This is a genomic window from Fibrobacter sp. UWB12 (assembly GCF_900142485.1).
In the GTDB taxonomy this organism is placed as follows: Bacteria; Fibrobacterota; Fibrobacteria; order Fibrobacterales; family Fibrobacteraceae; genus Fibrobacter.
In genome coordinates, this window is sequence record NZ_FRAZ01000006.1 from 263,460 (window position 1) to 288,201 (window position 24,742).

General features: G+C 48.1%; 21 protein-coding genes. 3 read left to right on the forward strand and 18 right to left on the reverse strand.

The window, feature by feature from the left end; genetic code table 11:
• Positions 1-41 precede the first annotated feature (41 nt).
• From BUA34_RS11075 to BUA34_RS11110, 7 genes are all read right to left on the reverse strand, one after another.
• A complete protein-coding gene (locus BUA34_RS11075) occupies positions 42-1,418 on the reverse strand; it encodes a diguanylate cyclase domain-containing protein (RefSeq protein WP_072829535.1) in 1,377 nt (458 codons plus the stop codon).
• Positions 1,419-1,885: 467 nt separating this feature from the next.
• Positions 1,886-2,791, reverse strand: coding sequence for a hypothetical protein (locus BUA34_RS11085; protein WP_072829550.1), 906 nt, complete (start codon positions 2,789-2,791; stop codon positions 1,886-1,888).
• Between the two features lie 270 nt (positions 2,792-3,061).
• Positions 3,062-3,844: a hypothetical protein gene (locus BUA34_RS15925; protein ID WP_175545453.1), complete on the reverse strand. Its 783-nt coding sequence runs from the start codon at positions 3,842-3,844 to the stop codon at positions 3,062-3,064.
• Positions 3,844-4,593, reverse strand: coding sequence for a tetratricopeptide repeat protein (locus BUA34_RS11095; protein ID WP_072829554.1), 750 nt, complete (start codon positions 4,591-4,593; stop codon positions 3,844-3,846). The genes BUA34_RS15925 and BUA34_RS11095 overlap by 1 nt, the downstream gene beginning before the upstream one ends.
• A gap of 51 nt (positions 4,594-4,644) precedes the next feature.
• Positions 4,645-6,234, reverse strand: coding sequence for an ArnT family glycosyltransferase (locus BUA34_RS11100; protein ID WP_072829556.1), 1,590 nt, complete (start codon positions 6,232-6,234; stop codon positions 4,645-4,647).
• A complete protein-coding gene (locus BUA34_RS11105; RefSeq protein ID WP_072829558.1) occupies positions 6,234-7,967 on the reverse strand; it encodes an NPCBM/NEW2 domain-containing protein in 1,734 nt (577 codons plus the stop codon). The genes BUA34_RS11100 and BUA34_RS11105 overlap by 1 nt, the downstream gene beginning before the upstream one ends.
• Positions 7,957-9,120 (reverse strand): acyltransferase family protein, encoded by a 1,164-nt coding sequence (locus tag BUA34_RS11110; RefSeq protein WP_072829560.1) that lies wholly within the window; start codon positions 9,118-9,120, stop codon positions 7,957-7,959. The genes BUA34_RS11105 and BUA34_RS11110 overlap by 11 nt, the downstream gene beginning before the upstream one ends.
• A gap of 115 nt (positions 9,121-9,235) precedes the next feature.
• Between BUA34_RS11110 and BUA34_RS11115 the strand changes: the two genes are divergently transcribed.
• Positions 9,236-10,360, forward strand: coding sequence for an acyltransferase (locus tag BUA34_RS11115; protein WP_072829562.1), 1,125 nt, complete (start codon positions 9,236-9,238; stop codon positions 10,358-10,360).
• On the opposite strand, the gene BUA34_RS11120 is transcribed toward BUA34_RS11115, so the two are convergent.
• Positions 10,332-11,645, reverse strand: a complete 1,314-nt coding sequence (locus tag BUA34_RS11120; RefSeq protein WP_072829564.1) for a M18 family aminopeptidase — start codon at positions 11,643-11,645, stop codon at positions 10,332-10,334. The genes BUA34_RS11115 and BUA34_RS11120 overlap by 29 nt on opposite strands.
• A 66-nt stretch (positions 11,646-11,711) precedes the next feature.
• Here BUA34_RS11120 and BUA34_RS11125 point away from each other — a divergent pair, with 66 nt between their 5' ends.
• A complete protein-coding gene (locus BUA34_RS11125) occupies positions 11,712-12,701 on the forward strand; it encodes an MlaD family protein (protein ID WP_072829566.1) in 990 nt (329 codons plus the stop codon).
• Positions 12,695-13,474, forward strand: a complete 780-nt coding sequence (locus tag BUA34_RS11130; protein WP_072829568.1) for a hypothetical protein — start codon at positions 12,695-12,697, stop codon at positions 13,472-13,474. Before BUA34_RS11125 ends, BUA34_RS11130 begins: the two co-directional genes overlap by 7 nt.
• Before the next feature lies 1 nt (position 13,475).
• Here BUA34_RS11130 and BUA34_RS11135 read toward each other — a convergent pair whose 3' ends face one another.
• From BUA34_RS11135 to BUA34_RS11180, 10 genes are all read right to left on the reverse strand, one after another.
• Complete coding sequence (locus tag BUA34_RS11135; RefSeq protein WP_139255930.1) at positions 13,476-14,318, reverse strand: hypothetical protein; 843 nt, start codon at positions 14,316-14,318, stop codon at positions 13,476-13,478.
• Positions 14,319-14,449: 131 nt separating this feature from the next.
• Entirely contained in the window at positions 14,450-15,322 is an 873-nt protein-coding gene (gene pyrF, locus BUA34_RS11140) for an orotidine-5'-phosphate decarboxylase (RefSeq protein WP_072829572.1), read from the reverse strand.
• Positions 15,322-16,566 (reverse strand): TrmH family RNA methyltransferase, encoded by a 1,245-nt coding sequence (locus BUA34_RS11145; protein WP_072829574.1) that lies wholly within the window; start codon positions 16,564-16,566, stop codon positions 15,322-15,324. Before BUA34_RS11145 ends, pyrF begins: the two co-directional genes overlap by 1 nt.
• On the reverse strand, positions 16,563-18,431 hold the full coding sequence (gene dxs / locus BUA34_RS11150) for a 1-deoxy-D-xylulose-5-phosphate synthase (protein WP_072829576.1): 1,869 nt from the start codon (positions 18,429-18,431) through the stop codon (positions 16,563-16,565). The genes BUA34_RS11145 and dxs overlap by 4 nt, the downstream gene beginning before the upstream one ends.
• Entirely contained in the window at positions 18,432-19,319 is an 888-nt protein-coding gene (locus tag BUA34_RS11155) for a polyprenyl synthetase family protein (RefSeq protein WP_072829578.1), read from the reverse strand.
• A 68-nt stretch (positions 19,320-19,387) separates the two neighbouring features.
• A complete protein-coding gene (locus BUA34_RS11160; RefSeq protein ID WP_072829580.1) occupies positions 19,388-21,004 on the reverse strand; it encodes a carboxypeptidase-like regulatory domain-containing protein in 1,617 nt (538 codons plus the stop codon).
• On the reverse strand, positions 21,001-21,837 hold the full coding sequence (locus BUA34_RS11165; RefSeq protein ID WP_072829582.1) for a TIGR02147 family protein: 837 nt from the start codon (positions 21,835-21,837) through the stop codon (positions 21,001-21,003). Before BUA34_RS11165 ends, BUA34_RS11160 begins: the two co-directional genes overlap by 4 nt.
• A gap of 136 nt (positions 21,838-21,973) precedes the next feature.
• The gene (locus BUA34_RS11170) at positions 21,974-22,342 is read right to left on the reverse strand and encodes a hypothetical protein (RefSeq protein ID WP_072829584.1); all 369 of its coding nucleotides are present in this window, start codon (positions 22,340-22,342) and stop codon (positions 21,974-21,976) included.
• A gap of 11 nt (positions 22,343-22,353) precedes the next feature.
• The gene (locus BUA34_RS11175; RefSeq protein ID WP_254794439.1) at positions 22,354-23,643 is read right to left on the reverse strand and encodes a GGDEF domain-containing protein; all 1,290 of its coding nucleotides are present in this window, start codon (positions 23,641-23,643) and stop codon (positions 22,354-22,356) included.
• 107 nt (positions 23,644-23,750) lie between these two features.
• Entirely contained in the window at positions 23,751-24,731 is a 981-nt protein-coding gene (locus tag BUA34_RS11180; protein ID WP_254794440.1) for a GDSL-type esterase/lipase family protein, read from the reverse strand.
• Positions 24,732-24,742 lie beyond the last annotated feature (11 nt).

Below are 24,742 nucleotides of genomic sequence, written 5' to 3' on the forward strand. Positions count from 1 at the left end.
AGAAGGGCTGCAAGCATCGCCTACAAATATACAAATATTGCTTATCTGTACTTCAATTCAGGGTGCGCTTCGTAGTACGCATTCTTAAAGGCATACATGCGCTCATCGGCAAGTCGCATTGCCTTGCGAATGTCCTTCTTGCCATAACAAGAGCCTATCGAGAAACGGACATCTTCTGTTTTCCCCGACAAGAAATGGACTCGAGCAAGACGGTTCTGCAATTCGTCTTCTTCAATTGCGGGGATAAGAATCATAAATTCATCACCGCCCGCACGGTACACATCGCCATCATGGAATACTGCCTGCAAAATCGAGGCCGCCGAGCACAACATTGTATCGCCAGCACTATGGCCTTGGTCGTCGTTCACACGCTTAAGCCCATTCAAATCTGCAAAAAGCACAGCCACCGGCACAGGTTCGTGACCTGCGACAATTTCGTCAACACGGTTGTTCATCACATTTCTGTTCTTAACGCCCGTCAACGAGTCTATTGTACTCATAATTTCAAGTTTGTTCAAAAGCTGATAACTTGCAATTTCAGAAGCAAGGAAGAACGTCGTCACTTCGAGAGTTTCCTTAATCTTCATCACATCGTCAACATTGAAATTGATGACCCACATGTAACCGAGATGTTGTTTACCATGCCGGAGCGAGAAAAGCACCACACTATGGACTCCGGCCTGTTTGAGCGATTCTGCCCAAATCGGGTTTTGCTCACGCAGCTTTTCCATATCGCGTTCATCTTTTATGATAATACACGTGCTACCCGCAAGCGTATCCGGCCACGTTTTAGCCACATTGTAAAAGTCATTGATGTAGCGCGACATCGGGAACAAGCCCCTCCCTTCGCGAAGCGATTCCGCAAAGTTCGTACAGCTACGCTTTTCATCATCCACCAGCAAAATGCAGCAATGGTCGGCACCACAAATATCGCAAATGTCCCCCACAACTTCCTGGAACGCACTCCTCACGTCTTCCGAGCCACGCAGTTTGATGCAAGACTTCAACACATTAGAGGCCGTTTCCGCAGACAGGTCCGCCATTGCAGAAGAATCCGCCTTGGGGGCGACATCATAACAATAAAAGCAATAACCAATATTTTCTTGGTCAGAATCCAGCGGCAACAGGAACATATTGAGCCACAGATTCATCATGTAGAGATTGACATAAGCATGAAGCGGTCTGTTTTCACGAATACAGCAGCAGCAATGCTCTTCAAAATTCGGATTTTTCGGGAAACATGCTTCATACGGACAGCCAGGCACAAAAGGATGATGTGTCAAGGCTTCGATATCTTCACAATGCGCCTTGTTGCCAGCAACAACGCGGATATTCCCATAGGAACCGTCTGGGAAAAACTCGACCGAAACGACACAGGCCTTCCCTCTGTGGTGCGATAATAAGCTATCAAAATCCATGTGGATGTCCCCTCTTTAATCGACAGGTATTTACTAATATATATCTTTTTATTTAGAATATACCGCCTCGCAGACGCCCCTAAGCCCAAAACACGCAATTTTGGCCATATTTTCGGTGTTTTTTCGACAACACATCCTTTTCAAACAGGCAAAAACTATATTCTGCACATGAAATTTGCGGCAATCCTCGTATTAAGCCTCTCGCTACTGATCACAAGCACATTTGCCGTGTCGCTTACACCTCCGCAGGTTTATGCCGTAAAAGAAGACCGCTCGATGGCATCGAATATAGACACATCAAACACATTCTCCCCTTTAAAAGCTTTAGTTGCAGGAACCTCTATTGGACTTACTATAGGCGGACTCGGGATGATGGGCCTAGGAATTACCGGCATGGTATGGTCATTCTAACAAAAAAGCACTCCGCAATTGCGAAGCGCTTTTTTACATTACTTGTTTGTTGGAGATTATTTGTTGCCGCTACGGAGTTTAGAACCAACAGCGCGGAGAATATCCTTGACCTGTTTTTCGCTAATCGTAGAAGTTTCGCCACTCTTAGCAAGGCCCGTTGCGTTGTGGAAATTCTTCAGCACATCAACGCACTCTGCCGATGCAAGAATATCTTGGTCGTAAAGTTCGAAGTTAAAGAAGTCATCCGTTTCGCCACTATCAAATTCGTCTTGATAATTCTTGAACGCCTTAGAGCAATCGGCCTTATTATAAGCATAAAGGAAATCATGCTTGACAGTGCAAGTCTTGCCCGCATAAGAAAGCGTGTAATTAATGGATGTTTCCGAATGGGAGACATAAGCCATTTCAAGACCTTGGATGCTAATCTTATCGCATTCCATCGTCACAGAAGACTTCGGGACCTTGGCGATTTGAGACATCGTTTCTTGCATTTCGCCAAAATTCTGGAAGAGACACGGCGTGTTGATATAAATAACTTCATTGTAATAAGGATCTTCGAGCACAACGCCTTCGATGAGCGCATTGTTCACAGTCGAGGCCTTATAGAAGTTTCCATTCGGGAACGATTCCCCTGCAATAGTCTTAAAAGCATAAACGTTTGAACCAGCACCATCGCCCAAATCAATTTGCGCCTTATCATCATCGGACTTTGTTATAGAACCACGCTGAGTCGTCGTTTTCCATACAGGCTCATTTGCATACGCCGTGCAAGACGCTTTAACAATATCCAAAGTTCCATCGGCAGCATAATTAAATTCGCCCATTTGAGTTACAATGAAACCTGTCGGGAGAGTCGGTGTCGGAGGGCCCGGGACTGCCGCCGTAGCGCTATTATCAGAAGATGATAAACAACCTGTCAATGCTAAAGTTGCGGCGGGAAGGAGAGCCAAGAGCTTTTTCATATAATCCTCTTTATTAAATTGTCTTTACCAATGTATATTAATTTTATGATTCCCGTATCAGTTTGATTGTATTTATTCTCAAAATACAATCTTTGTCTGAAACAGACCATCTTTTGCCAAAAATTTTTGCATAAAAAGTAAAACCCGCACTAAGGCGGGTTTTAAAGCTTGTTTTCGCGACATTCGCCTTACCAGTCGCTGCGCTCTGCGAGCGCTAGACTTTGCTGCTCAGTCATGAAAACAAGCAAGCTTGTTTTCGTGACATTCGCCTTACCAGTCTTTGGCAGGGCGGACTTGGCCGCGGACGGGTTTCCAAGGCTTGCGTTCGCCGTTTTGTTCGTCAAAGTCCTTGAGGAGCTGGGCAGCTTCTTCAGGAGTCAACTCACCAGGCGCAAGCGGCTGCGGTTGTTCTTGATCGGAACCGTTGCTATCGCTGGAATTGCCTTCGGACTGTTCGGGCTGTTGCTGTTCACCAGAACCGCCATTGCTATCGGAACTTTGCTGTTGGCTGTCGCTAGATTGACCATTCTGACCTTGATTCTGTTGATCCTGATTTTGGTCATTCTGGGCGCTAGAAGAACTCTGGTCACCATTTTGATTCTGGTTTTGGTCCTGATTCTGCTGGTCTTGATTTTGTTGATCTTTATTCTGATCTTGGTTTTGTTTGTCCTGGTTCTGATCCTGATTTTGGTCCTGATTATTTTGGTCTTGATTCTGGTCGTTCTTAGGATCGTTTTTCTTATTTTCGTTCTTCTGCTCATCCTTCGCTTCGTGAATGCGATCGAGGAGCATCTGCAATTTTTGATCGTTCGGATAATATTGCAAGCCTTCGTTACAAGTAATTTCTGCAGTAGGCAAACGATTTTCAATGTACTGGAACGCAGCATCGCCATAGTATGCAGAAGCCGACTTCGGAGCGGCAAATGCAACGGATGCCAAAAGCAATACTAAGCACAAAGCAACAGAGATCCTTCGACTCCGCCTAACGGCTCCGCTCAGGATGACACAATTCTCTCGTCTCTCGTCTTTCGTCTTTCGTCTCAGCATAGCCATTAGATCACCTCCAAATCGTTGTCGGTGTTGCTAGCGTCAATCTTGGCCTTGGGCTTACGACCGGCCTTGATTTCAATAATGTCATCAATGCGTTGCACGTGACCGCTCAACTGGCTTGCAGTTTCATCTTCAGCAATCAAGTTCTCGAGCATTTGCTTGCCTTCGGCATACTTACCATCCTTGCAAAGCTGGAGTGCACGAGCCAAAACTTGTTTTGCCTTATCGCTCAGCGGAGGTTGCTTTTGATCGTTCTGGTTTTGATTCTGGTCCTTGTTTTCTTTTTGCTTGTCGAGTTCTTCCTTGAGCTTGCGCTGGACAATTTCAACGTTCTTCTTGGCGTTTTCAAAATCGTTGTCGAGGTCAATCGCCTTTTTCAAATAAGCGACAGATTCACGCCAAGCGGCAATACGGGCACTCGGTTCCTGAGCCTTTTCGCCAATGCGGAAATGCGTATTCGCCAAATTGTAGGCAGCCTTGGCGGCCATTGCCTTATCGGGCATGCGCACGGCACTTTCGAGTTCCTTCTTGGCCTCTTCGAAATTCCCGAGCTTGTACTGGCACGTCCCAATGTTATAAAAGAGCAATGGATTTGCAGGTTCCTCTTGCCTAGCTTTCATATATTTTTCAAGCGCACCGGCATAATCACCAGCGGCATAAAGCTTATTGCCATCGTTGATAGGTCTTGCAAAGCCCACCACGGCCATAAGCATCATCAAAGAACATGTCTTAAAAACAGTAGAAATTCGCATATTCAACTTCTTCGGCTTTTTTCGAACACCAATATATCAAATTTCAACTTCTCAGAGTAATTTTGCGGGGACAGCAACAATATATTTTCCAAAATTACGTACAGTAAACCCTTGCTGTTCAAACATTGAAAGTCTGGAATCCTTATTTTCCAAGAGATAAATCGCATGACTATCAACTCTGCCCAAGTCAAAGGTAAAGACATAGCGATCAAATTCGTGCACGTAGAGGAACGCACTCGGGAAATTGATATAGCGAACCGTCGATAGGTACGAATTTAAATCCACCTTGCCATAAAAAAGCACACGGGGATAGCTCACGTTCGGATCCACATAAATCTTGCCACCGGGTCTCACCAAAGATTGAGCAAAGTCCATTGCATCGCCAACGCCTTCGCAGAAATTCGAAGCAATTTGATCTTTGTACTTTGTAAAATACTCCCTTTCGAAATTTGCAAAGCTCAAGAGGTACGCCACCAGCGGCACGTAAATCATCTTGGGATGGATATAGCTAAACGCCAAAATAATCCCCTGTGCAGCCATTACAATTATCGGGATGAAAATCAGGTTTACGCGGTTCACATTGACACTGATTAAAATGCCAATAGCAAATGCGGCAAACAACCAAGCGAGCATAAAAACAGATAGTCCCAACTTGCGCGCACGAACATCACGGACCGCCTGCCAAATGTTTTCCACAAGTCCGACAAAGAAAAACGCAAGCGTTACCGGATAGAAAAGCCCGAAATTTCTTATATAATTCCAAGGAAGTCCATCCGATTGATTTTTCAAGATGTTCCAGAGATTCATGAAATTTTCGGGAATCTTTTGGAACGAAATTTCGCTTGCTCTGAAATAGACCAGCTTGGGAATACTAATGAACGGCAAACGAATTTCGGCAATGACACCCTTGTTCACAAGCATGAAAAGTATGAGCGGCAGCGCAAGCATGGCGAGCACGCCAAGCGAAATCCACGTGTAACGATTATTGTTTATTGACTTTGTCCAAAGCCCATAAAGTACGTTTACCAAAACAATAAACGGAACTGCAATCCAGATAGTCGCATACGCATAAAGTGAAAGGCCATAAAATGCAGCCGATGCAATCAGGAACTTTGGCTTTTCGAGACCTTTCACAAAAAAGAAAAGCCCGAACAGCACAAATCCCGGAGCCAAATTTGATTCAAGCGCCCAACGCGAAAGCATCACATGCCATGGAGAAATAGCAAGCAAGAATGTAGCCGCCAAAGCAATGCGAACGTTCGTAAAGCGGCGCATCAAATAGAAAACAGCCACAAGCGATAACAGCCCCACCAAGAGCATCGGCATGCGAATCACCCAGACATGCATGCCGAAAAGCGCAACAAACGGAATCATCAAATACGATTCAAGCGCATTCATGCCGGAACCCCAGGCAGTCAAATAAACCGGCAAGCGGTAGCCGTAAGAATCCGCCGCATGGTGCAAGAGCGTGTAGGCGTTATAAGCGGCAAAAGCCTCGTCTTGGTTGATATCGCCTGGCACAGAGCCAAACATATAGACTCGAGCAAAAATGCCAAGCAACAAAACAATCGCCAAAACAATTTGCACAACCGTAACTTTGGCAACGTCGAACGATTTCAGCCAACCAAGAACTTTGTTCATCACTTCCTCTTTGTCACGATGATGTTCAGCCAATCCGCATGGTCATAAGCGTTATCGCCATCAGCATCGGCCTTGAGGATAATCGTCTGCTTGCCGCCGATATAGACCTTACCCGATTGCGGCTTTTTATTGCCAAAGACCACATCACCTTTCCAAAGCGTTTCTTCGGGAGTTGCAACAATAAAGCGAACGGAACCGCCGCCACCTGCTTCATCATCAACGGCAACAACAAATTCCAACGAATCAGCATCGGCCGGCATCTTAAAGAACAATTCAGAATTGGCGTGCGTGCCAATACCATTCTTGTATTGCTGACCACGAACCGTAAGCGTTGCACCATCGACCGAACGTCCCTTTTTCGGGCTACCGTACTGTTGCGTGTAATGGTCAATCGGTAAATCCGTAAGGTAGAACTGGTTATCACGGAGTTCCACATTCACCGGCATGAGTCCCACAATTTCAGCGATGAGCATCGGGAAGAGGAACAGCGCAAGTACCACGTATGGCGTAAAGCGCGGGAACGGAATACGGGCAAGTTTTTCAATCAACGCAGGGAACGCCTTCGGTGCAAAATTATGCACAATGCCGGCCACAAAAACAAGTATCGCAATCCCCGAAACTGGGACCCACAAATCAGCGCCCTTGAAGCCGTTGACCATGGAAATGTTCATGGCACAAACGGCAGTCACAAGCAAAGTCCAAATCCAAGCCTTCTTTGTTTCGAGAACCATCCACACGCAAGCAAACGGAACTGCGTAAATCAAGTAACGTTCATGCATGCCCGGCAGCACAAGGAAGAACGCGAACGCTTCCCAAGTTGCAAGTTCAAACGTGCGGCGGAGCGTCTTTGCAAAAAGAGCACACTTCAAAATATATGCCGAGACAATCACGAATAAAATCTTTCCAATCCACGACGGCGAAAGCAAAAAGCCGATTCCTTCTGGAGAAAGTCCAAAAAGCGGATTTGCATCGCGACTCGTATTGCCGACAAAGAACATCCAAATGTTAGCAGCATTGTAAGTCGAGAACGGGTACTGTTCCGTCGTATTCAAGTAAGCGTGAGTCAAAAGCCCCGACAAGTTCCCTGCCACAAAGAACGGCAAGAGCACAAGTACAATTGCAACCGCCATGAGCGGGAGACCGCGCCAGGACTGCTTATAGCGACGGAGGAAAATGCCGCCGAAAATCGGCAAAAGCAAAATCATCTGGAACTTTGCCAAGAGCGCAAGCGCAAAGAACATCGAAGCGTATTTGAGCAAGCCGCGGAAATTGATGCAATAAAGAGCCGCGATTCCAAAAATGCAAGGGAACAAATCTACCTGTCCCCAAATCGGGCCATCGAGCAAAAGCGCCGGATTCAAAGCCACAAAGGCGAGAGCCAAATGCGCAGAAAGTTTCGGCAAATTATAACGCGCCACCAAACGGCTCGCCAAATCTACAAGCCCCACATGGCCAAAGAAAACAGGCCAAAGGCAGAAGAACTTGATGAGCGTTCCCTTTTCTATCGGGATGTTCGCCAAGTTATGAACTTGCGCCACGATCCACAGCCAAAAAACGTAAAGCGGAGGATAGTTGCCGTTAAAGCGCTCAAGCCCATTTTTTGATAATTGCTTGACCCAATCTACCCAATAATTCTGGTCGCCACCAAAAGCGGCCGCATTCGAGCAGAACAAGTTCGCAAGGAGACAGATAACACCCCATATCAAAAAATATTGAATAGCCTTATTTTTCACTGGACACTCCCGAACGTTTAAAACTGATCTTTATAGAATTGCCTTTTTGGTAAAGAATACCAACTCCTTTCCAGAAATATCCCAAAAGAATCGAAGCGATATACGTCATCACAATAAGGGTCACAAGGGACGGAATAGCCAATCCCGTTGCTGTGACAATCTTTGCCGGCAATCCAAAGTAGTAGCAGAAGAACGAATGGATAAGCCACATATAAGTGCTTTGGCGGCCAATATACCAGATTCCCTTTTTCAAGAGTTTGGTGCGATTCAACAAGTCCATGCTTGCAACAGTCAAGACCGGAATAAAGAAGATATCAAAGATATCGCCCACTTCATTTTGACGCATGGCAATAACAAGGCACCAAATAGCAATATCCGTCAAAGGAGTCAAAAGTCCATGTTGCTTTGCAGAATTATTCAAACGATCAAGAAGTCCGTTTCTCGCAACAATTGCCCCCATCCAGAAGCAAGCGGCATAAGGCGCAATCTGGCAGAAGAATCGAAGGTACATGTGGCTATTTCCGAGAACGCCAAGAGCAGTCACCGTTTTCAAGCCAGGGAAAATATGAGCAAACAGCAAAGCAACGACAACCGCTAGGAAAATATTGACTCGTGCAGAGAATCGGTCGATAATAGCCCTGATAAACGGGAAAGTCACCAAAGCGAATACATAACTTATCAGGAACCACCATTCCCTGTTATAGGTCGATGTAAAACCTAAAAAGTTCGAAATCACCTCCCTATGTACAAACCTGCTATATCGCGTATAAATAAACGGATCCGCGCAATAAGGGTCTTGCGAAGAAAAGAAGAGAAAACCAATCGGAATAAATACAAGGAAAACGCTCCAATAAGTGAAATAAAGTCTCTTGAGGCGCCCTACGATATCGTAACGTTTCCCAAAGGAGCTTTTATAAACGCCATAACCGCCAAAGAAGAAAAACATCGGAACGCAAATTTTGCCAAAAATGCCAAAATAAGTGACCGCCGGTATATTGAAAACGGTAAAAAGGCTATCGAACCCGCCACCTGGAATTCGAACAGGGAAAAACCAAAGATGATGGAGAAGCATCCAGATGATTGCGATTCCCTTCATGATTTTGGTATCGTCGGGCGTCAAAAAATTATCTATTTCTTTTGAGATTTGTTGCATATTAAGTCTTTTTGGTGAATTGGTCTACGAATTATAGAAATCTTTTAAACGCTTGCCATTTACATTGTTCCTATTTTATAAATTTCAGCGCATGAATAAAGGAGAAGGATTAAAGATGCCCCAGATAAAGAGCAAAGACCATTCCATTGAACTCGTCAGAATTATCGCATGCTTACTCGTTATTATGGCGCATAGCCAGCTAGGCGTTGTAGAAAACAGTGCCATTGTAAGCGGAAGGCTTGCATTTTCGACATTTATCGCAGACGATGTTCCGCTATTTCTCTTGGTCACGGGTTTCTTTTTCTTCGGGAGAATCAAAAGCGATTCCGACATTATCCAAGTATTCCCCTACAAGGCAAAATCCTTCCTGTCGCGCGTTTACATTCCGACTGTTGTCTACATTCTGATTAGCATTTTCTACCGCTATTTCACGGAACATTTGCCGTCCATTGCAAACGCAGACTGGGATTACCTTGGACGATTCATTTTCAGGCTCGCTCCAGGAGACCATCTGTGGTACATTTGTACTTACATGTCCTTTATTTTCTTTTTCCCGATGCTTGCATTTGTCTGCCAAGACAATCCGCAAAAGAACAAATTAAGACGCATTTTACTTGGAATCGCTATTGCAGGCGCCGTAGTTGGCGACATTCAGTATTTCTTTAAAATGAGCATGTTCGATCTCGACAAATTCCTTTGGGGCTACTGCACCATATTCCTCATTCTCGGCTATGAACTTTCGTTGTTCATCCGCAAGTTCGACAATCGACAGAAAAAACTTTTTGCAATTGGAATCGTAATTTACTTACTCGGATTTTTCATCAAGTTCGGCCTGCAAAATTACATGTTCTCCGAATACGGCTATGTCAACAATCGCTTCCGCTGGCTCCAATGTTCGCCTTGCTTTATCACGGCAACAGGAATGTTTATCACCGTCTATGGATTGGGCAATTTCATTAAGGCAAACAACATTCCAACCCGCATCATCAATTACATCGGGTCGTGCACGTTTGCAATTTACCTATTCCACATGTTGGTCATCGGAGCCACAAGACCATGGCAACGAGAACTTATTGGAAAGTTCGATAACGCAAAGACATTCTTCGATGCCGCAGCATACTACATCAGCTACGCGCTCGTTGTCTTTGGCATTTCGTTAGTTGTCGCAATAATCTTTAAATATGTTGTCGAAAAGCCTGTAGCAAAGCTCTTTAGCAAAAAAGAGCCGCGACAAGCTTAATCATGTCCGCGTGGTCGCTTGCGGCCATCATCTCGCGAATGCTGTGCATGCTGAGCATGGGTTCGCCGATATCAACTGTCGGTATTCCGAGATTTGCAGAAACCGTCGGACCCACCGTACTGCCACACGGCATGTCGTTTCGCGTGATGAATACCTGCAACGGGATTCCCGCCTTTTCGCATAGCAGGCGAAGCTGCGCAGAACTCATCAAATCACTCGCGTAACGCTTTTGTGCGTTAGTCTTGAGCACAATGCCCTTGCCCAACAGCGGGGCGTGATTCGGTTCGTGCTTTTCCGTGTGGTTCGGGTGTTCCGCATGGGCCATGTCGATGGATAAAGCAATGCTTGACGATAGACGAGAGGCGAGAGACGAGAGAGGCGCTTGGGCCCTATCGTGCTCGCGCACTCCAGGGTGACAGTCATTCTGGAGCGAAGCGATAGAATCTAAAACACTCTTTAAGAAGTTGCCAGCAGCACCTTCGCGGGTGGTAGAACCGACCTCTTCGTTATTGAAGAAGCAAGCCACAAGGCAATCGTTTTCAGCCGACTTTGCACCCACAATCGCTTCGGCAATGGCATGGCAGCTACTCAAGTTATCGAGCCTTCCCGAATAAATCCATTCATCGTTAAACCCGCCACGATTTGCAGGCTGGGCATCGAACAACTGCACATCGAAATCTATCAAGCGCGCCCCTGCAGGGAGTTCCTTTTCAAGAGCCTTCACAAACAAGTTCTTGCGATTTTCAGAAGCGCTACAATTCGAAGCGCCCACCCACAACGCATTAAAATCTATTTGCGGATTCACCTTGAGGCCATCCTGATTCACACCACGATTCAAGTGAACTGCCAATTGCGGAATCCTGAAAAGTTTTTCACCGCGGAACAACTTCGTCTTGAGCGTTTGTCCATCAGCTGCATCCACATAAGCAAGCATGCCCGCATATCCCAAGTCGCGATCGAGCCAGCTCGTGTAAAGCGGAGAACCGTAAACCTCCGTATGGAGCGTACAAACGCCCGCATTCATGCCATCTGGATTCGGGGAAATCTTGAGCGTCGGGAAATCCGTATGCGCAAGTGCTATCCTGAACTTTGAAGCCTCGCTCCATGCTTTAGGCGTGCGGAAAGCTATGATAGACGCGCCACGGCACACGAAATACGCTTTTCCAGGTTCAAGAGCGCTACCACAATCAAAATTGGCAAAGGAATTCTCTCTGAAATACGATTTCAAAGCATCCACCGTATGGTACGGAGTTACTGCAGTATTCAAAAATTCAAAAAATTCCATATTTCCTCGAAAAAATTCAATTAAATTCAATTTGACAATATAATCTATTTATATTTCACGAAAGTAATGGCATTTCAAAAGATAAAACAGATTAACTGGATGGAAATGTCCGGCCTCTTGGTCGGCGTTATCAGCACTGTTGCCATTATGATTTTTTCATTGGTACTTTACCATTACCTTTTTAACAGAGTTATCAAGGTCAAGGAATACAGGCTCCACAGTACTTTCGAAAAAGCACTCGGCCTTAGACCGGGAACACGCGTACAGATTAGTGGCGTCGAAGTCGGGCAAATCACCGACATGCAGATTAACGACGACGGCATGGGTGTTCTCATGGTATTTTCCATCCGCCAGGAATTCCAGAACCTGATTACCGACAGTGCTACCGTTTACGCCATCCGCGACCAGAACTTAATTTCAGCTCGTGTCGTCAACATTGACATTAAAAAGGGCAAAGGCCGCGTACTGCAAGACGGGGACTTTATCATTGCAGGCAAGGCACAGGACATCGAAACAGTCCTTGAAACAACCAATGAACTTTTGGGACGTGTAAATACCCTTATCGATGCAGCCAACACACTCGTCGATATGGCGCTTGATACCGGAACCACCATGGGTGCCTTGTTCGGTTCACGCAATCTGTACGACAACTTAAACCGTCAGTTGTACCGCCTCGACGAAATCACGTTCCTCGGCAAGAACGTCCTGAAAAAGACATCCTATTTGCTGGATACAATGAAAACGGATGTACCGCAACTAGTGAGCCGAGCAAACGAAGTCACGAACAACGTAGGCCTTTTACTTGAAGATTTCAAGCCACTCCCGAACAAAGTTACAACGCTCCTCAATTCCATGGATTCTACCGTCGGACGTGTAGACCACCTCGTCACAGACTTCGGTACGGTCACGACCGGACTGCAAGACTTTATGAACACGACGGAATCCACATTGCAGAGTGCAGACGACCTAATGAACGGCATGTCTAAGATGTGGCTCCTGAGAGGCAACGTACCCACGCATGATTCTGTGCCCTTTGTCGTGGAGACGCTATGGTAATGCAGAACGCCTTGAAACTCGCTCTTTGCGTTGCGCTTAGCGGAACCGCAGTATTCGCCTCGGAATCCGGAAAGCTCGCGGCCCGCGCACAAAAATCCTTGAAAGCAGGGAACTTTGCCAAAGGCTATTCGCAGCTGGATCGTGCGCTCATTGCAAGCCGCAAAGAAGCCGACAGGCGCTCTGAAGCACGCATTATCATTGCCATGGGACAAGTCCGAACCAGAAGCCTTGATTTCAGCATGGCTGATTCGCTCTTGAATTACGTCGAAAACGAAGGCTTGGATCGTTCAACAAGGGCAATGCTCGTCAAAGCGAAAATGGCCTTGAAAAACGACTCTGAAAAATATGGCGAAGCGGTGAAACTTTGCGAAGGTTTCGACGAAGACGTTCTAGACAAGCTCGATGACCAGTTGCAAGGAGCATTTTATTCGGAATGTGCAATTGCCTATGCTGGCAGCCAGAATGGCGAAAAAGCAGCCCAAGCACTCAAGATGGTCGGCAAGAGCACCGATGATGATACGGGCATTTACTACTGGACTGAAGCTCGTTTAGCAGACTTGCAAAAATCGGGAAATGCCGATTCGCTCTACCGCAAAGCCGAAGCAAAATCTGTCGAAGCAAATACACCTTTTGCAACAGCCAACATTCTTTACCACCGCGGAAAGGTTTTAGAGAAAACCAATCCCACCGAAGCAAAAAAAGTCTTTGCCCGTTGCAAGACCGCCTTCGAACTCATGGGACTCCCGAAGAATTCCGCACGCTGCGGGGATTAGATTATTTCTTTTCTAAAGAATCCGCAGCACTTACTTTAGCCGTATCGGCGGCAGTAGTATCCAAGGGAGCGGGTTCCTCGACTTTTTTCATTGCGAGGAGCTGGTTATAAACGATAACAGGTGGAATTTTCCCTTCGACCATGTTATCGACAAGGGCTTTGACCTTTTGGTAGTTTTCGTCCTTGTTGTAATCCACAATTAAGCCCTTGTAACCAAGAAGCCTAAGGATTTTCGTATAAAAACTAGCGCGGAATTTTTTGAATCGCGGCTGGAACACATCGTTCAAAACTGTTTCGAGAGCAGTTTCGGTCTGCATGGAATCAAGTTCAAAGCTGCGGTAAATCGTGCGGATATGATCAGGAATCGTCGTATCCGGGCTATCGAAATACTTGCGCATCACATTTGCAGCTTCAGTTTTGTTGGGGTATGGTCCACGACCAACGCGCAACGCATAATAAAGGGCAAGGCGCCAATTTTCAGGATAAACGCGAGTTGCCCTGCGCAATACAGAAAAATCAGAAGTATCGGGAGCATCAATCGGAGTTACGCCACCGACAAAATAATACGGCGTATAGAACAGCGTATCAAGGCTCGTCGAAAGTTCGGCAACATGGCCGAGATACGCATATTCCCTGCCAGAGAGGTAGCTTTCACCAAGTTCGGTGAGGCCCTTGATCCAAAAGAGCCCCGCTACCGATGCATCATGCCCTGCAGCCACATAGCGAACAGACGAAGCCTTCGGCAAGAAGGATTCGTCAAAGTTCGTGCCCGGTAACGGCTTTGCGTAATGGAACGCAAGCGCAATCACCGCAACGGCAACTATGAAGCTAAGGACATATCGCATATTCATCTCACCACGTCATTCTGAGCGAAGTGCGTAGCACGTAGTCGAAGAATCCATCAAGTAAAGCCCTGGATCCTTCCCCTATCGCTATGCTCCAGGGTCAGGATGACGTCTTAGAAGAATCAATATAATTATAGTTGGCAGGCCTCTGCGAGTTTTTCGAGTGCATCGACGCAATCGTTCGCATAGTTTGCCGGCGTATCGTTACGCTGCCAAGCAAAGTTAAGACCACTGCTCGAATTGAGCACATGGAACTTGCGTTTGCCGCCACCGTTTTGGATAGCCTTGAGAACAGTCTTGGCATCGCCGCCCTGACCGCCCGGCACGCCCGGAATGGACACGCCCGGAATGAGGAACGGGATTTCGTACTTCTTCTCTTGAGACATGTAACGAGTGATGTTCTCGAGTTCGCCCGGATTGGTGGCACCGACAACAGCACCGAGGTAACCCTTGCCTGCGTCCCATTCCACAATCTTGTCTGCAACGGAATAGAAAGCTTCCGCAGCGTCGCGGATCGGCAAATCCTGGAAGTCGTGAGCGCCCTTGTTGCTCGTGCGGAGGAGCACGTAGGCACCGTTTTCGCTATTTTCGCGAATGAACGGACCGACGGAATCGGCACCCATCCACGGAGAAACGGTCACGGCGTCTGCACGGTAAACATCGTAAGCGGCGTTGGCGTAGGCTGCACTGGACTTGCCAATGTCACCACGCTTTGCATCCAAGATAACCGGGATGCCAGCACTTCTGTAATCGGCAATGAGCTGCTGCAAAACGAGCATCGACTGCACGCTTACACATTCGTAATAAGCGCTGTTCGGCTTTACGACGGCAGGCTGCACATTACGCTTGAGGCAGCATTCCAAGATGTCGGAATAGAAGCGCTTGATGCGGTCTTCGGGAGTGCCTTCGAGCGGGATAAGCTTGAGCACAGGGTCCATGCCCATGCACACCGGGTTACCGCACTTTGCAATACGCTGTTCAAGGCGATCGTAAAAGCACGTCATTACTTCAATTCCTCCTGAATCTGTGCGGCTTCGTAAGAGAGAATGCCATGTGCGACAGCCACATTCAGAGATTCAAGTTCACTACTCATCGGAATCTTCACCGTTTCGTCGGCGAGTTCGATGAAGTACGGGTTCGTGCCAGCACCTTCGTTACCCACGAGGAAAGCCATCTTGCGGAGCTTGTGGCTCGGAATCTGGCGGAGGGACTGCTTGGCATGCAAATCCGTTGCGATGATGGTGTAGCCCTTGCTACGGAGGAAATTAATTTGGTCTACAAGGTCGACGTCGAATTCAAACGGAACGCGGAGGAACGTGCCCGAGGAACCACGGACAACCTTCGGGTTGAACGGGCTTACGGTACCACGACCGAGAATCATACCCGAAGAATTGAAACCAAGGCTCGTGCGGAAGAGCGTACCGAGGTTACCCGGATCCTGCACGGCGTCCACAAGCGTAAGCACGCTACGGCTTGTTTCGTAGACCGGTTTCTTGCTGGCGATGTTGCAGTAAGCAATGATGCCCTGCGTCGTCATCGTCGAAGAGAGGCGCTTCATCTGATCTTCGGTAAGGGTGTGGAGCGTAATTTCAGCTTCGTTAATGGCTTCGATGAGTTCTTCATTTTCAAAGCCTTCGACAACGTAAACAGAAATCACGAGTTCGCGGTGGTGCTTCACGAGTTCTTCGACAACATGAACACCTTCGCCAAGGAACTTGCCTTCGCGTTCGCGACCCTTTTCTGTCGTGCAGGCGATGAGGCGTTTGAACCAAGGCGGTGTTGCCACGGAATCTTCAACAGTTTCGATCTGTGCTGCGCGTGCTTCGAGAGCGGCTTCATCCAAGTTCTCGTCAACCGCTTCCTTCTGTTCCGGACGCTGGCGATAAACAGGAGCGTTCACGGCACCATCACGGCGCGGGCCACGGTTAAACGGCTTGTCACCAAAGCGGCGCGGACGGCGATCGCGATCAAAGCGGCCACCACCACGGCGTTCTTCACGGTTGAACGGGCGGTCTTCGCGATTGTCGTCGCGATCGAAACGGCGTTCACCACGATCAAAGCGACGGTCGCCGCGGTCGCGGTCAAAACGACGGTCGCCACGATCGCCACGGCCAAAGGGCTTGTCGCCAAAGGAACCGCGGTCGTCGTCGTTACGACGAGGGCGGCGTTCAGGAGCTTCGCTAACTCCAAATTTGCGGTCAAGCGTCATTCTTACAGTACGCTTCGGTTTGTTTTCTTCTTCACTCATAGTTTTTCCATCAACTGTTTGGCGACGGATTCCCCGTCAATTTTCAAGATCTTGTAGAGAGCTTTGATTTCTCCCTGTTCAACGAATCTGTCCGGAAGACCAAACCGGTACAGCTTCTTGTCCGTATAGCCGAGGTCGGACAATAGTTCCGCAACTGCTGAACCATAGCCACCCACAAGCGTGTTGTCTTCCAAGGTCACAATGACATTGTGATTGTCGAACAACGAACGGTAGCATTCCTGGTCGAGCGGCTTAATAAAACGGGCATCCACGAGCGTCGGGTTGTATCCGTTTTCACGAAGCACGGAGGCTGTTTTCTTGAGTTCATTTGTCATGAAGCCAGCACCTAAAAGCAAGATGCCAGAGCCCTTCTCAAGAATCTTGGGGCTTTTATAATCAAACGGTCCTTCCGAGGGTTTGAGTTCTGCTTCAAGCGCAGTGCCTCTCGGATAGCGGATTGCCACAACACCTTCCATATCGATTGCGGCAATCAACATGTCGCGCAATTCATTTTCGTTGGAAGGAGCCATGACTGTAATTCCTGGAACCGTACGCAAGAACGACAAGTCGAAAGCGCCATGATGCGTCGGACCATCCGCACCGACAAGACCGGCACGGTCAAGCACGAGCACCACATGCAAATTCTGCAAAGCAATGTCGTGGATAATCTGGTCGTAGGCGCGCTGCATGAACGACGAGTAAATCGCAACCACAGGTACAACGCCATCGCAAGCCATGCCCGCCGCAAACGTAACAGCATGCTCTTCGGCAATGCCCACGTCAATCACGCGGTCCGGGAGTTCCTTTGCGACGATATCCATGCCGCAGCCCGTAGGCATTGCAGCCGTGATACCCATAATGCGCTTGTCCTTCTTAGCAAGGTCCAAAAGCGTATTGCCGAACACACTTGTAAGGGAGGGGTTCGGATTGCCCGGAGCAAGCGGGAGACCACTTTCGGGATCGAACGCACTGCAACCGTGATACTTTGTCGGATTCTTTTCGGCAGCGTCAAAGCCGCGGCCCTTTTCCGTGAGCACATGGACAAGGCACGGGCCTTGCTGGTTCTTCACGCGTTCGAGAATCATCACAAGTTCATCGATATCGTGACCATCAATCGGACCAAAATAACGGATGCCCAAGTCTTCAAAGAAGCGTCCCGGCTTCACGGCATTCTTCGCCGCATTCTCGACCTGCAAGAAGAGGTCACGGAAGCGAGAACCCAGAATACCCGGCAAGCGATTCATCACGCGATCCAGGTCGGTACGCATCTTGTTGTAAACCGGATCCGAAATCACGCGGTTCAGGTACTTGCTAAAACCGCCAATGTTCGGAGCGATACTCATCTTGTTATCGTTCAAGATGATGGTCATGTTCTGCTTGGAGGCGCCAACGTTATTGATAGCCTCGTAAGCCATACCGCCCGTCATGGAACCATCGCCAATGACAGCAACAACATTGTTGTTACGGTTGAAATGGTCGCGTGCAACTGCAAAGCCAAGAGCTGCCGAAATCGAGGTCGTCGCATGCCCCGCCCCAAAGCAGTCGTAAACGCTTTCGTTCCTCTTCAGAAATCCGGAAATACCGCCCTGCTGGCGCAAGGTATCGAAGCGGTCGTAACGGCCGGTCAATAACTTGTGCACGTACGCCTGGTGCCCTACGTCCCACACGATTTTATCGTCGGGTGCATTGAACACGTAGTGAAGCGCAAGAGTCAGTTCAACAACGCCAAGGCTCGATGCCAGGTGACCGCCATGTTTGGCCACCTGCCCAATAATGGTTTCGCGAATCTGCGAAGCCAAGTGGTAAAGCTCTTCAACAGAGCAGTGCTTCAAGTCCTGAGGCGACTTTACGTCTTTCAGTTCCATTTATTTCACTCGGGTAATGATGTATGCTGCAATGGAACGGAGGATAGAGGTATCGCACTTGAGGCTGTCCAAAGCCTTGATGGATTCCTCGTAAAGTTCCCTTGCACGTTCCCTTGACTTTTCCAGTCCAACGATGGACGGGTAAGTAGCCTTGCCCTTTTCGATGTCAGACCCGGCATCCTTGCCAAGTTCTTCGGTCGTAGAGACAATGTCCAAAATATCATCCACGATCTGGAAGGCAAGCCCGATAGAGCGGCCATAGTTGCGGATGATTTCCATATCCTTTTCGCTTGCATCAGCAAGCATAGCGCCCACCAAGAGTGCAGCTTCAATCAATGCTGCGGTCTTGTGGTAGTGAATGTAATCGACAATTTCGAGATCGACAGTCTTGCCTTCACATTCGATGTCGGTCATTTCGCCACCGATCATGCCGTAAGTGCCGAGCAAGTGAGCAAGGAGTTCGATAGCCTTTGCGTTACCGGTCTTGCCCATCATTTCGAATGCGTGAATGCAGAGAGCATCGCCCGCCATCACGGCTGTCGCTTCGCCAAACTTCTTGTGGCTCGTGAGCTTACCACGGCGGTAGTCATCGTTATCGACACACGGAAGGTCATCGTGAATAAGGCTGAACGTGTGGAGCATTTCGAGAGCGCTCGTCGCAAGCCAAATCTTGTCTCCCTTGCCGCCAAACATGTCGAACGTGGCCTTGGCAAGTCCCGGACGCAAGCGTTTGCCGCCTGCGAACATGGAATAGCGCATAGCCTCGTGCAGACGGCACGGACGGTCCTTTACTGGGGGGAGATGTTCATCAAACTTCGCCTCGGCATCCTTTGCGATGCGGGCGAGATATTCCTGGGCAATTTTTGCTTCTGATTCAATAGACTGCATGTATACAAAGATACTTAATTCAGACCTATCTTAAAAGGGCATGCTATTAAAAGTATGGTTTTTAAATCTTAGAAAAGCGCGCCGTAGAGCACTATATCATCCAAATAGAATTCAGATCCGTTGCGGACGAAGAAATGCAACTGGCGGACATCGTCCTTAAGCGAATTCCATGTGAAATAGCAGTTGCTTACATCCTGGGAATTATAGCATAGATCCCCGGACTTGATGACATATCGCGTCCACTTCTGCGAATTCAGATCTATCCATTCCGAGGCGGCTTTGAGCGAAACCCCTTTCACTTCCGATTCTTTATCCCAGTTTTCGAGCGACACACGGATCTGTCCGGAACCCTTCGCATAGAACGCAATGGAATCAAGCGAAGAGAAGTTCCAGCCTTCAGAACGAAGCAACGTACCCGTTACAACCCAAGCATAAATGTTGTTCGTCCCAATCAGATTGTACTTGCCATGGAATACCTTTGACTTGCGGTCCTTATCAGTTTCAAAAGCCTTGGACAAGACCTTGGAACCAATGGAATCCACGCTAAAGTACCAACCTGCCGTATCGCCTTCAAAATCCTGCAATACAATAGACGGGTAGTCAAATTCAGCGGAGCCTGCAGAAGGTTCAATTTTCTTAGTTACATATAAACTATCTTTATTATCAACAACATAAAATTCAAGCGTATCCGTTGTCGGGAGCATCGGAAGCGAGAAAATGCCTTCTTCGTTTGTCTTCGTCATGACATCCAAACCATAGACGCCCACCCAAGCATACTTATCGCCAGCATGGAGTGTTACGCGGCTCATGTAGTTCGAAGTCTCTTGCAACTTGACCGTATCGAGCTGGGCAATTTGCTTTGCCGAGAGTACCTTGGAATAAGAAGAACCCGACTGCACAACCGTCAAGCGGTAATCGCCGTCACTCAAGGAATCAATTGCAAACACGCCATCCTTGTCGGCATAAACATCCGCTTTGACGATAACATTGTTCACATGCAAGGAATCTACACGAGCATTAGCCTTACGGATTGCCAAGGATGCATAAGGCACGGGCTTGCCATCGGCAACGGCAACAAACGTAATCTTGCCTTCGTACGGATTCGGCAGCAAGTCAATTTCTTCGTTTTCACTCGGATTCAATTTTACAGACAAATCGCCATACACGGTATTATTGTCACCGCGCAAGAAGTACACCTGCAACGAATCATTGGGAGGCAACTGCGACAACTGGAAGCGGCCAAGCGAATCCGAACGCACCAGCACGTCCATACCGCGCACGCCGACCCAAACAAAGTTGCAGCTATCAGGCACATCGGCATAACCGCCAAGAGAAGCCGTGGGTTCCAACTTCAGGGAATCAAAGTTCGCATCGTCATCCGAAGAATAAAGCCCTGTAAAGGCAGAACCACCATGCACAATCGTCAGGCGGTAATCGCCCTTCGGCGCTTCAAATTCAAAATATCCATTAGCGTCGGCATAGAAATCTGCGTTAACGATTTCATTTGTCGCATTGTCAACGGACGTCGTGTGGTCAACATTTCGAATAGCAACTCTTGCATACGAAGCAACACGGCCATCGCCAACATAGGCGAATCCGCAAATGCCGTTCGTCGTCTCGCTGCCAGGACCGCCCGAGCAGCTCCAGAGCAAGAGAGCTGAAATTATACAGGCTAGCCGTTTCATTTTGACTTCTCCTGTAATTTCTTGGTAAACGCAAGCGGGAACAGCTGAACATTCAGCTGGAACACGGTATCATCGCCAGTTCCATCCTGCGACAGACGGAGCAGGTCCGAACGGAACTCCTTGATTTTTTCACGGATGAGCTGGATGTCGTTCATGTTGAACGTCATCGTCACGGTACTGATATCGCGAAGAGGGGGTGCATGGCGTTCAAGCGATTCACCCGCAAGGCGAATCGTTTCTTTCTGGAATGTCCGAACAGCTTCGGATCTCCAGTTGCCACCTGTACTCACAAACGTATCATTCACTTTCCAGTACCCGTCCTTTCCCTCAGAAATCATGTTCAGGTCGTGGAGGAGCTTGATAGCATCCTTGGCCTGCTCCACCGTGATTGCCGGCGTGCAAGACTCCGCGAGCCCTTCATAATCATCTTTAAAATTACAAATACCGATTACGGAACGGATAGCGTTATAGTACCAATGACGGTAAAATTCCAGTTCTTTTTTGGCAAGACGCTTCAAAGGGATACCTTTCAAGGCCTGCATCTTCTCATAATGGTTCAACGCTTCCTGGTCGCTCTTTGCACGTCCGAAGTACACGAGTTCCGACCAGTAGGCCGCTTCCTTTTCGTCAAGCTCGAAAAATTCAGCCATCGGCTTGATGAAGTTTACCGCAAGGTGAATCTTGCCCTGCGAAATACGGAGAAGGTTTCCTGGATCCGCACCGAGTTTCATAGCCATGTATCGCCAGGATATAACGGTCTTACGCTTTTTGAAATCTTCAAAAGCATCTCTAATCCATTCGCGATAATCAGTATATTCAAAAATCGGTTTCACAGAAAATCCTTAAGTCAAACAGCACCTCGCGCCATCTCAAGACAACATTCCTTTTCTCATCCAACACGAGACAATGCGGGCGGTTTGAACCTCTATAAAGATATCTTTATACACATCAATAGGTTAGTGCACAGATTTATCGTTCGTTGTGAAATTTTACAACGGAAGTCGAACCGGCAGAGCAGGTCGCCTGCCAAGAACATTCCTGCAAATCGCTAAACCGTTCGTCGCTACAGCGGCCATTAAAGGCGAGAGCGCCGTTTTCATCAATGCGGTAAGCGACATCGTAAGAAATTTCAACAAGCTTGGACTTAGTCACTACCGGATCGCGCATCACCAATGAAGTGATTTCAATCACACAATTGTCTTTCGATTCCGAGGCTTCGGCAGCCTGGTCAACCGGATTCCAATGGAGCTGGATTTGCTTGAAGTCGTCCACTTCTGGATGCTTGGTGCAAGACACAAGCAAAGTGACCAAAACCACAAGAAGAAGCCAGCCACGCATTTTCGAAACCTCTAATGGTTACGCCTGAACGTTGCCACGGTAACGCGGTTACGTCCACTTTCCTTCGATGTGTACAAGGCCTTGTCGGCACGGGCAATGAAGGACTTCGGGTCTTCACCCGGAACCATCTCGGTCACGCCAAAGGAGCAGGTCACCTGCTGCTGCGTAATGAGCGTTGACGATTCAATTGCCTTGCGGAGTTTTTCAGCAAGGAACGCGGCATTCTGGATGCTCGTGTCGTCACTCAGAATCACAAACTCTTCACCACCCCAACGCACGAGGGAATCCGTATTGCGGATCATGCCCTGCACAAGCTTTGCAAGGTTCACGAGGACTTCGTCACCAACAAGATGACCATAAGTATCGTTCACTTCCTTGAAGTGGTCGATATCGAAAATCATGAACGACACAGGGCCGCCCGTCCTGTTCAGCTTTTCCTGTTCGCGGAGGAGAACACCGCTAAAGCCTGCACGGTTGAGGCAACCGGTAAGCGGGTCTTCCCTACTGGACTTTTCATACTCGCTCTTCTCGATTTCCAAAGCACGGAGGTTCTTCTTGAGTTCTTCCTGCTTCTTTCTGTTAATTGCGCGTTCGCGGCTGTAGTCAAAGAATCTGATAATCAAGATGATAAGGAAGGTGACGAACCAAAGAGCGACAAGCGTCGTCACGAGGTCCACCTGCGAAATCTTCTTGCCCTTAAAGCGAAGCCTGTTGATTTCCATGCCGCCATATCCGAGCGGAGCGTTCGTACCCGTCTGGATTTCAATCAGCGGAATATTCGAAAGGTCTACACGCGCCTTGTGCACGTTGATTTCGTTCTGGGAAACCCACCAGCCAGCCACGCGGAATTCCTGCGGGACAAACACGGCCGGGTACGGTTCCTTGGTCGGAGTAAATTCGATTTCGTTGAACTTGAGGGAAGTCTCGTCGTTCTTGCGGTAGAGACCGCTGTCGTAACCACGCATGTAAAGGCGCACGGAGCCTTCGTTACGCGGCTTGAGCCATACGAAAAGGCTGTCGTACTTGGAAAGGTCAAGCCCCTTGGACTTACCATCGCCCAAATATATCTTGATGCCCACATACGGGTAAGCATAGCCTTCACGGAGTTCATACTCGATAACGACGGAGCTGTCGGTACGCATCATGGAGATGGCTGAGGTACCTCCGTCTACGGAGTCGGCACTAGCAACCACATAGGGATGTTCACCGAGATTGATGTCTAAAATATCGTCCAAGAAATGCCTATATGCGAACATGGCTACGGCGGTCACCACCAATAGCACAACAATCAGGAAATTCATCCTGAAAAGGGCATACACTTTTCTCATAACCTTTGAAGACATAATCACATATCCGTTTTAGACCATGACATTCTAAATATACAAAAAAGGACGTTTTTAACTTGAAATTATCTTGAAAGCCACCCTCCAAGTCGAGCGATTATGGGCCTCAAGGTATTCGCGAGTTCTTCCTGGGAATGAGTGTCGGGGTGACCATGCAAACCGACATTCGATGTAAAGACGTGTTTGTAGTCCAAATCCTTGTATCCAGCGGCAATTTGTTCATCGTAAATAGACTTTATTGTCGGACCAAGGTCATCATTAGGCCAAACTTTCGTAGAAACAAGCAAAAATTTCACACCTGGGTGAGCTTTACGGAGCTTTTCAAGCAATTTTGCATACGCTTTCTTGAATTTTCCTTTATCTGCATACGGCGGATTACCCTGAAAATCGTTAATTCCCTCGAAAATCACAATCACTTGCGGGTGGAACTTTTCCAAATCCCAGCGTTCCGGCTTTGAATACGAGGTCACCGAACCCATAACCGTGTAATCATAGAGGCGTTCATACGTCCATTCGGGTACCATATTGTCGTAGTTGCGCACAAGACCGCGTCCGCTGTAGGCATTCACCTGGTAGTCGGCATTGAAACCGCTCGCAAGGAGGTAGGCATAGCTCTTGGAGGCATTTGTCTTGTCGAACTCGGGAGCGTCCTCTGCAGAGGAACCCTCGCAACCGTAACCTGCGGTAAAGGAATCGCCGATGAACTCGATGCGACGACGGGAAGGTTTAGGCGCATCGCCAAATTCGCCATCGACAGAAATGCCGTAGAACTTGATTTCGGGAACGCCGCTTTCGCTAATCTTGATAAAGCGGTACTTGTGGAACGAACCGTCGTCCTGCACTTTGATGGCACGGTTTTCCTTGGAATCGACTTCGAACTGTTCAATCTGCTTGCCGTCACGGTCAAGGCGCCAGCGAGAATGGCCTTCGACCGTAAACGTAATTTTGGAGGCCCTGGCGTTAAACGTGATGGATGCGGCAGGCGCACTGGCACGGCTTACACCGCCTGCATGGGACCAACGGCCATTGAACAACAGATTTTCCATAGAAGAGGATG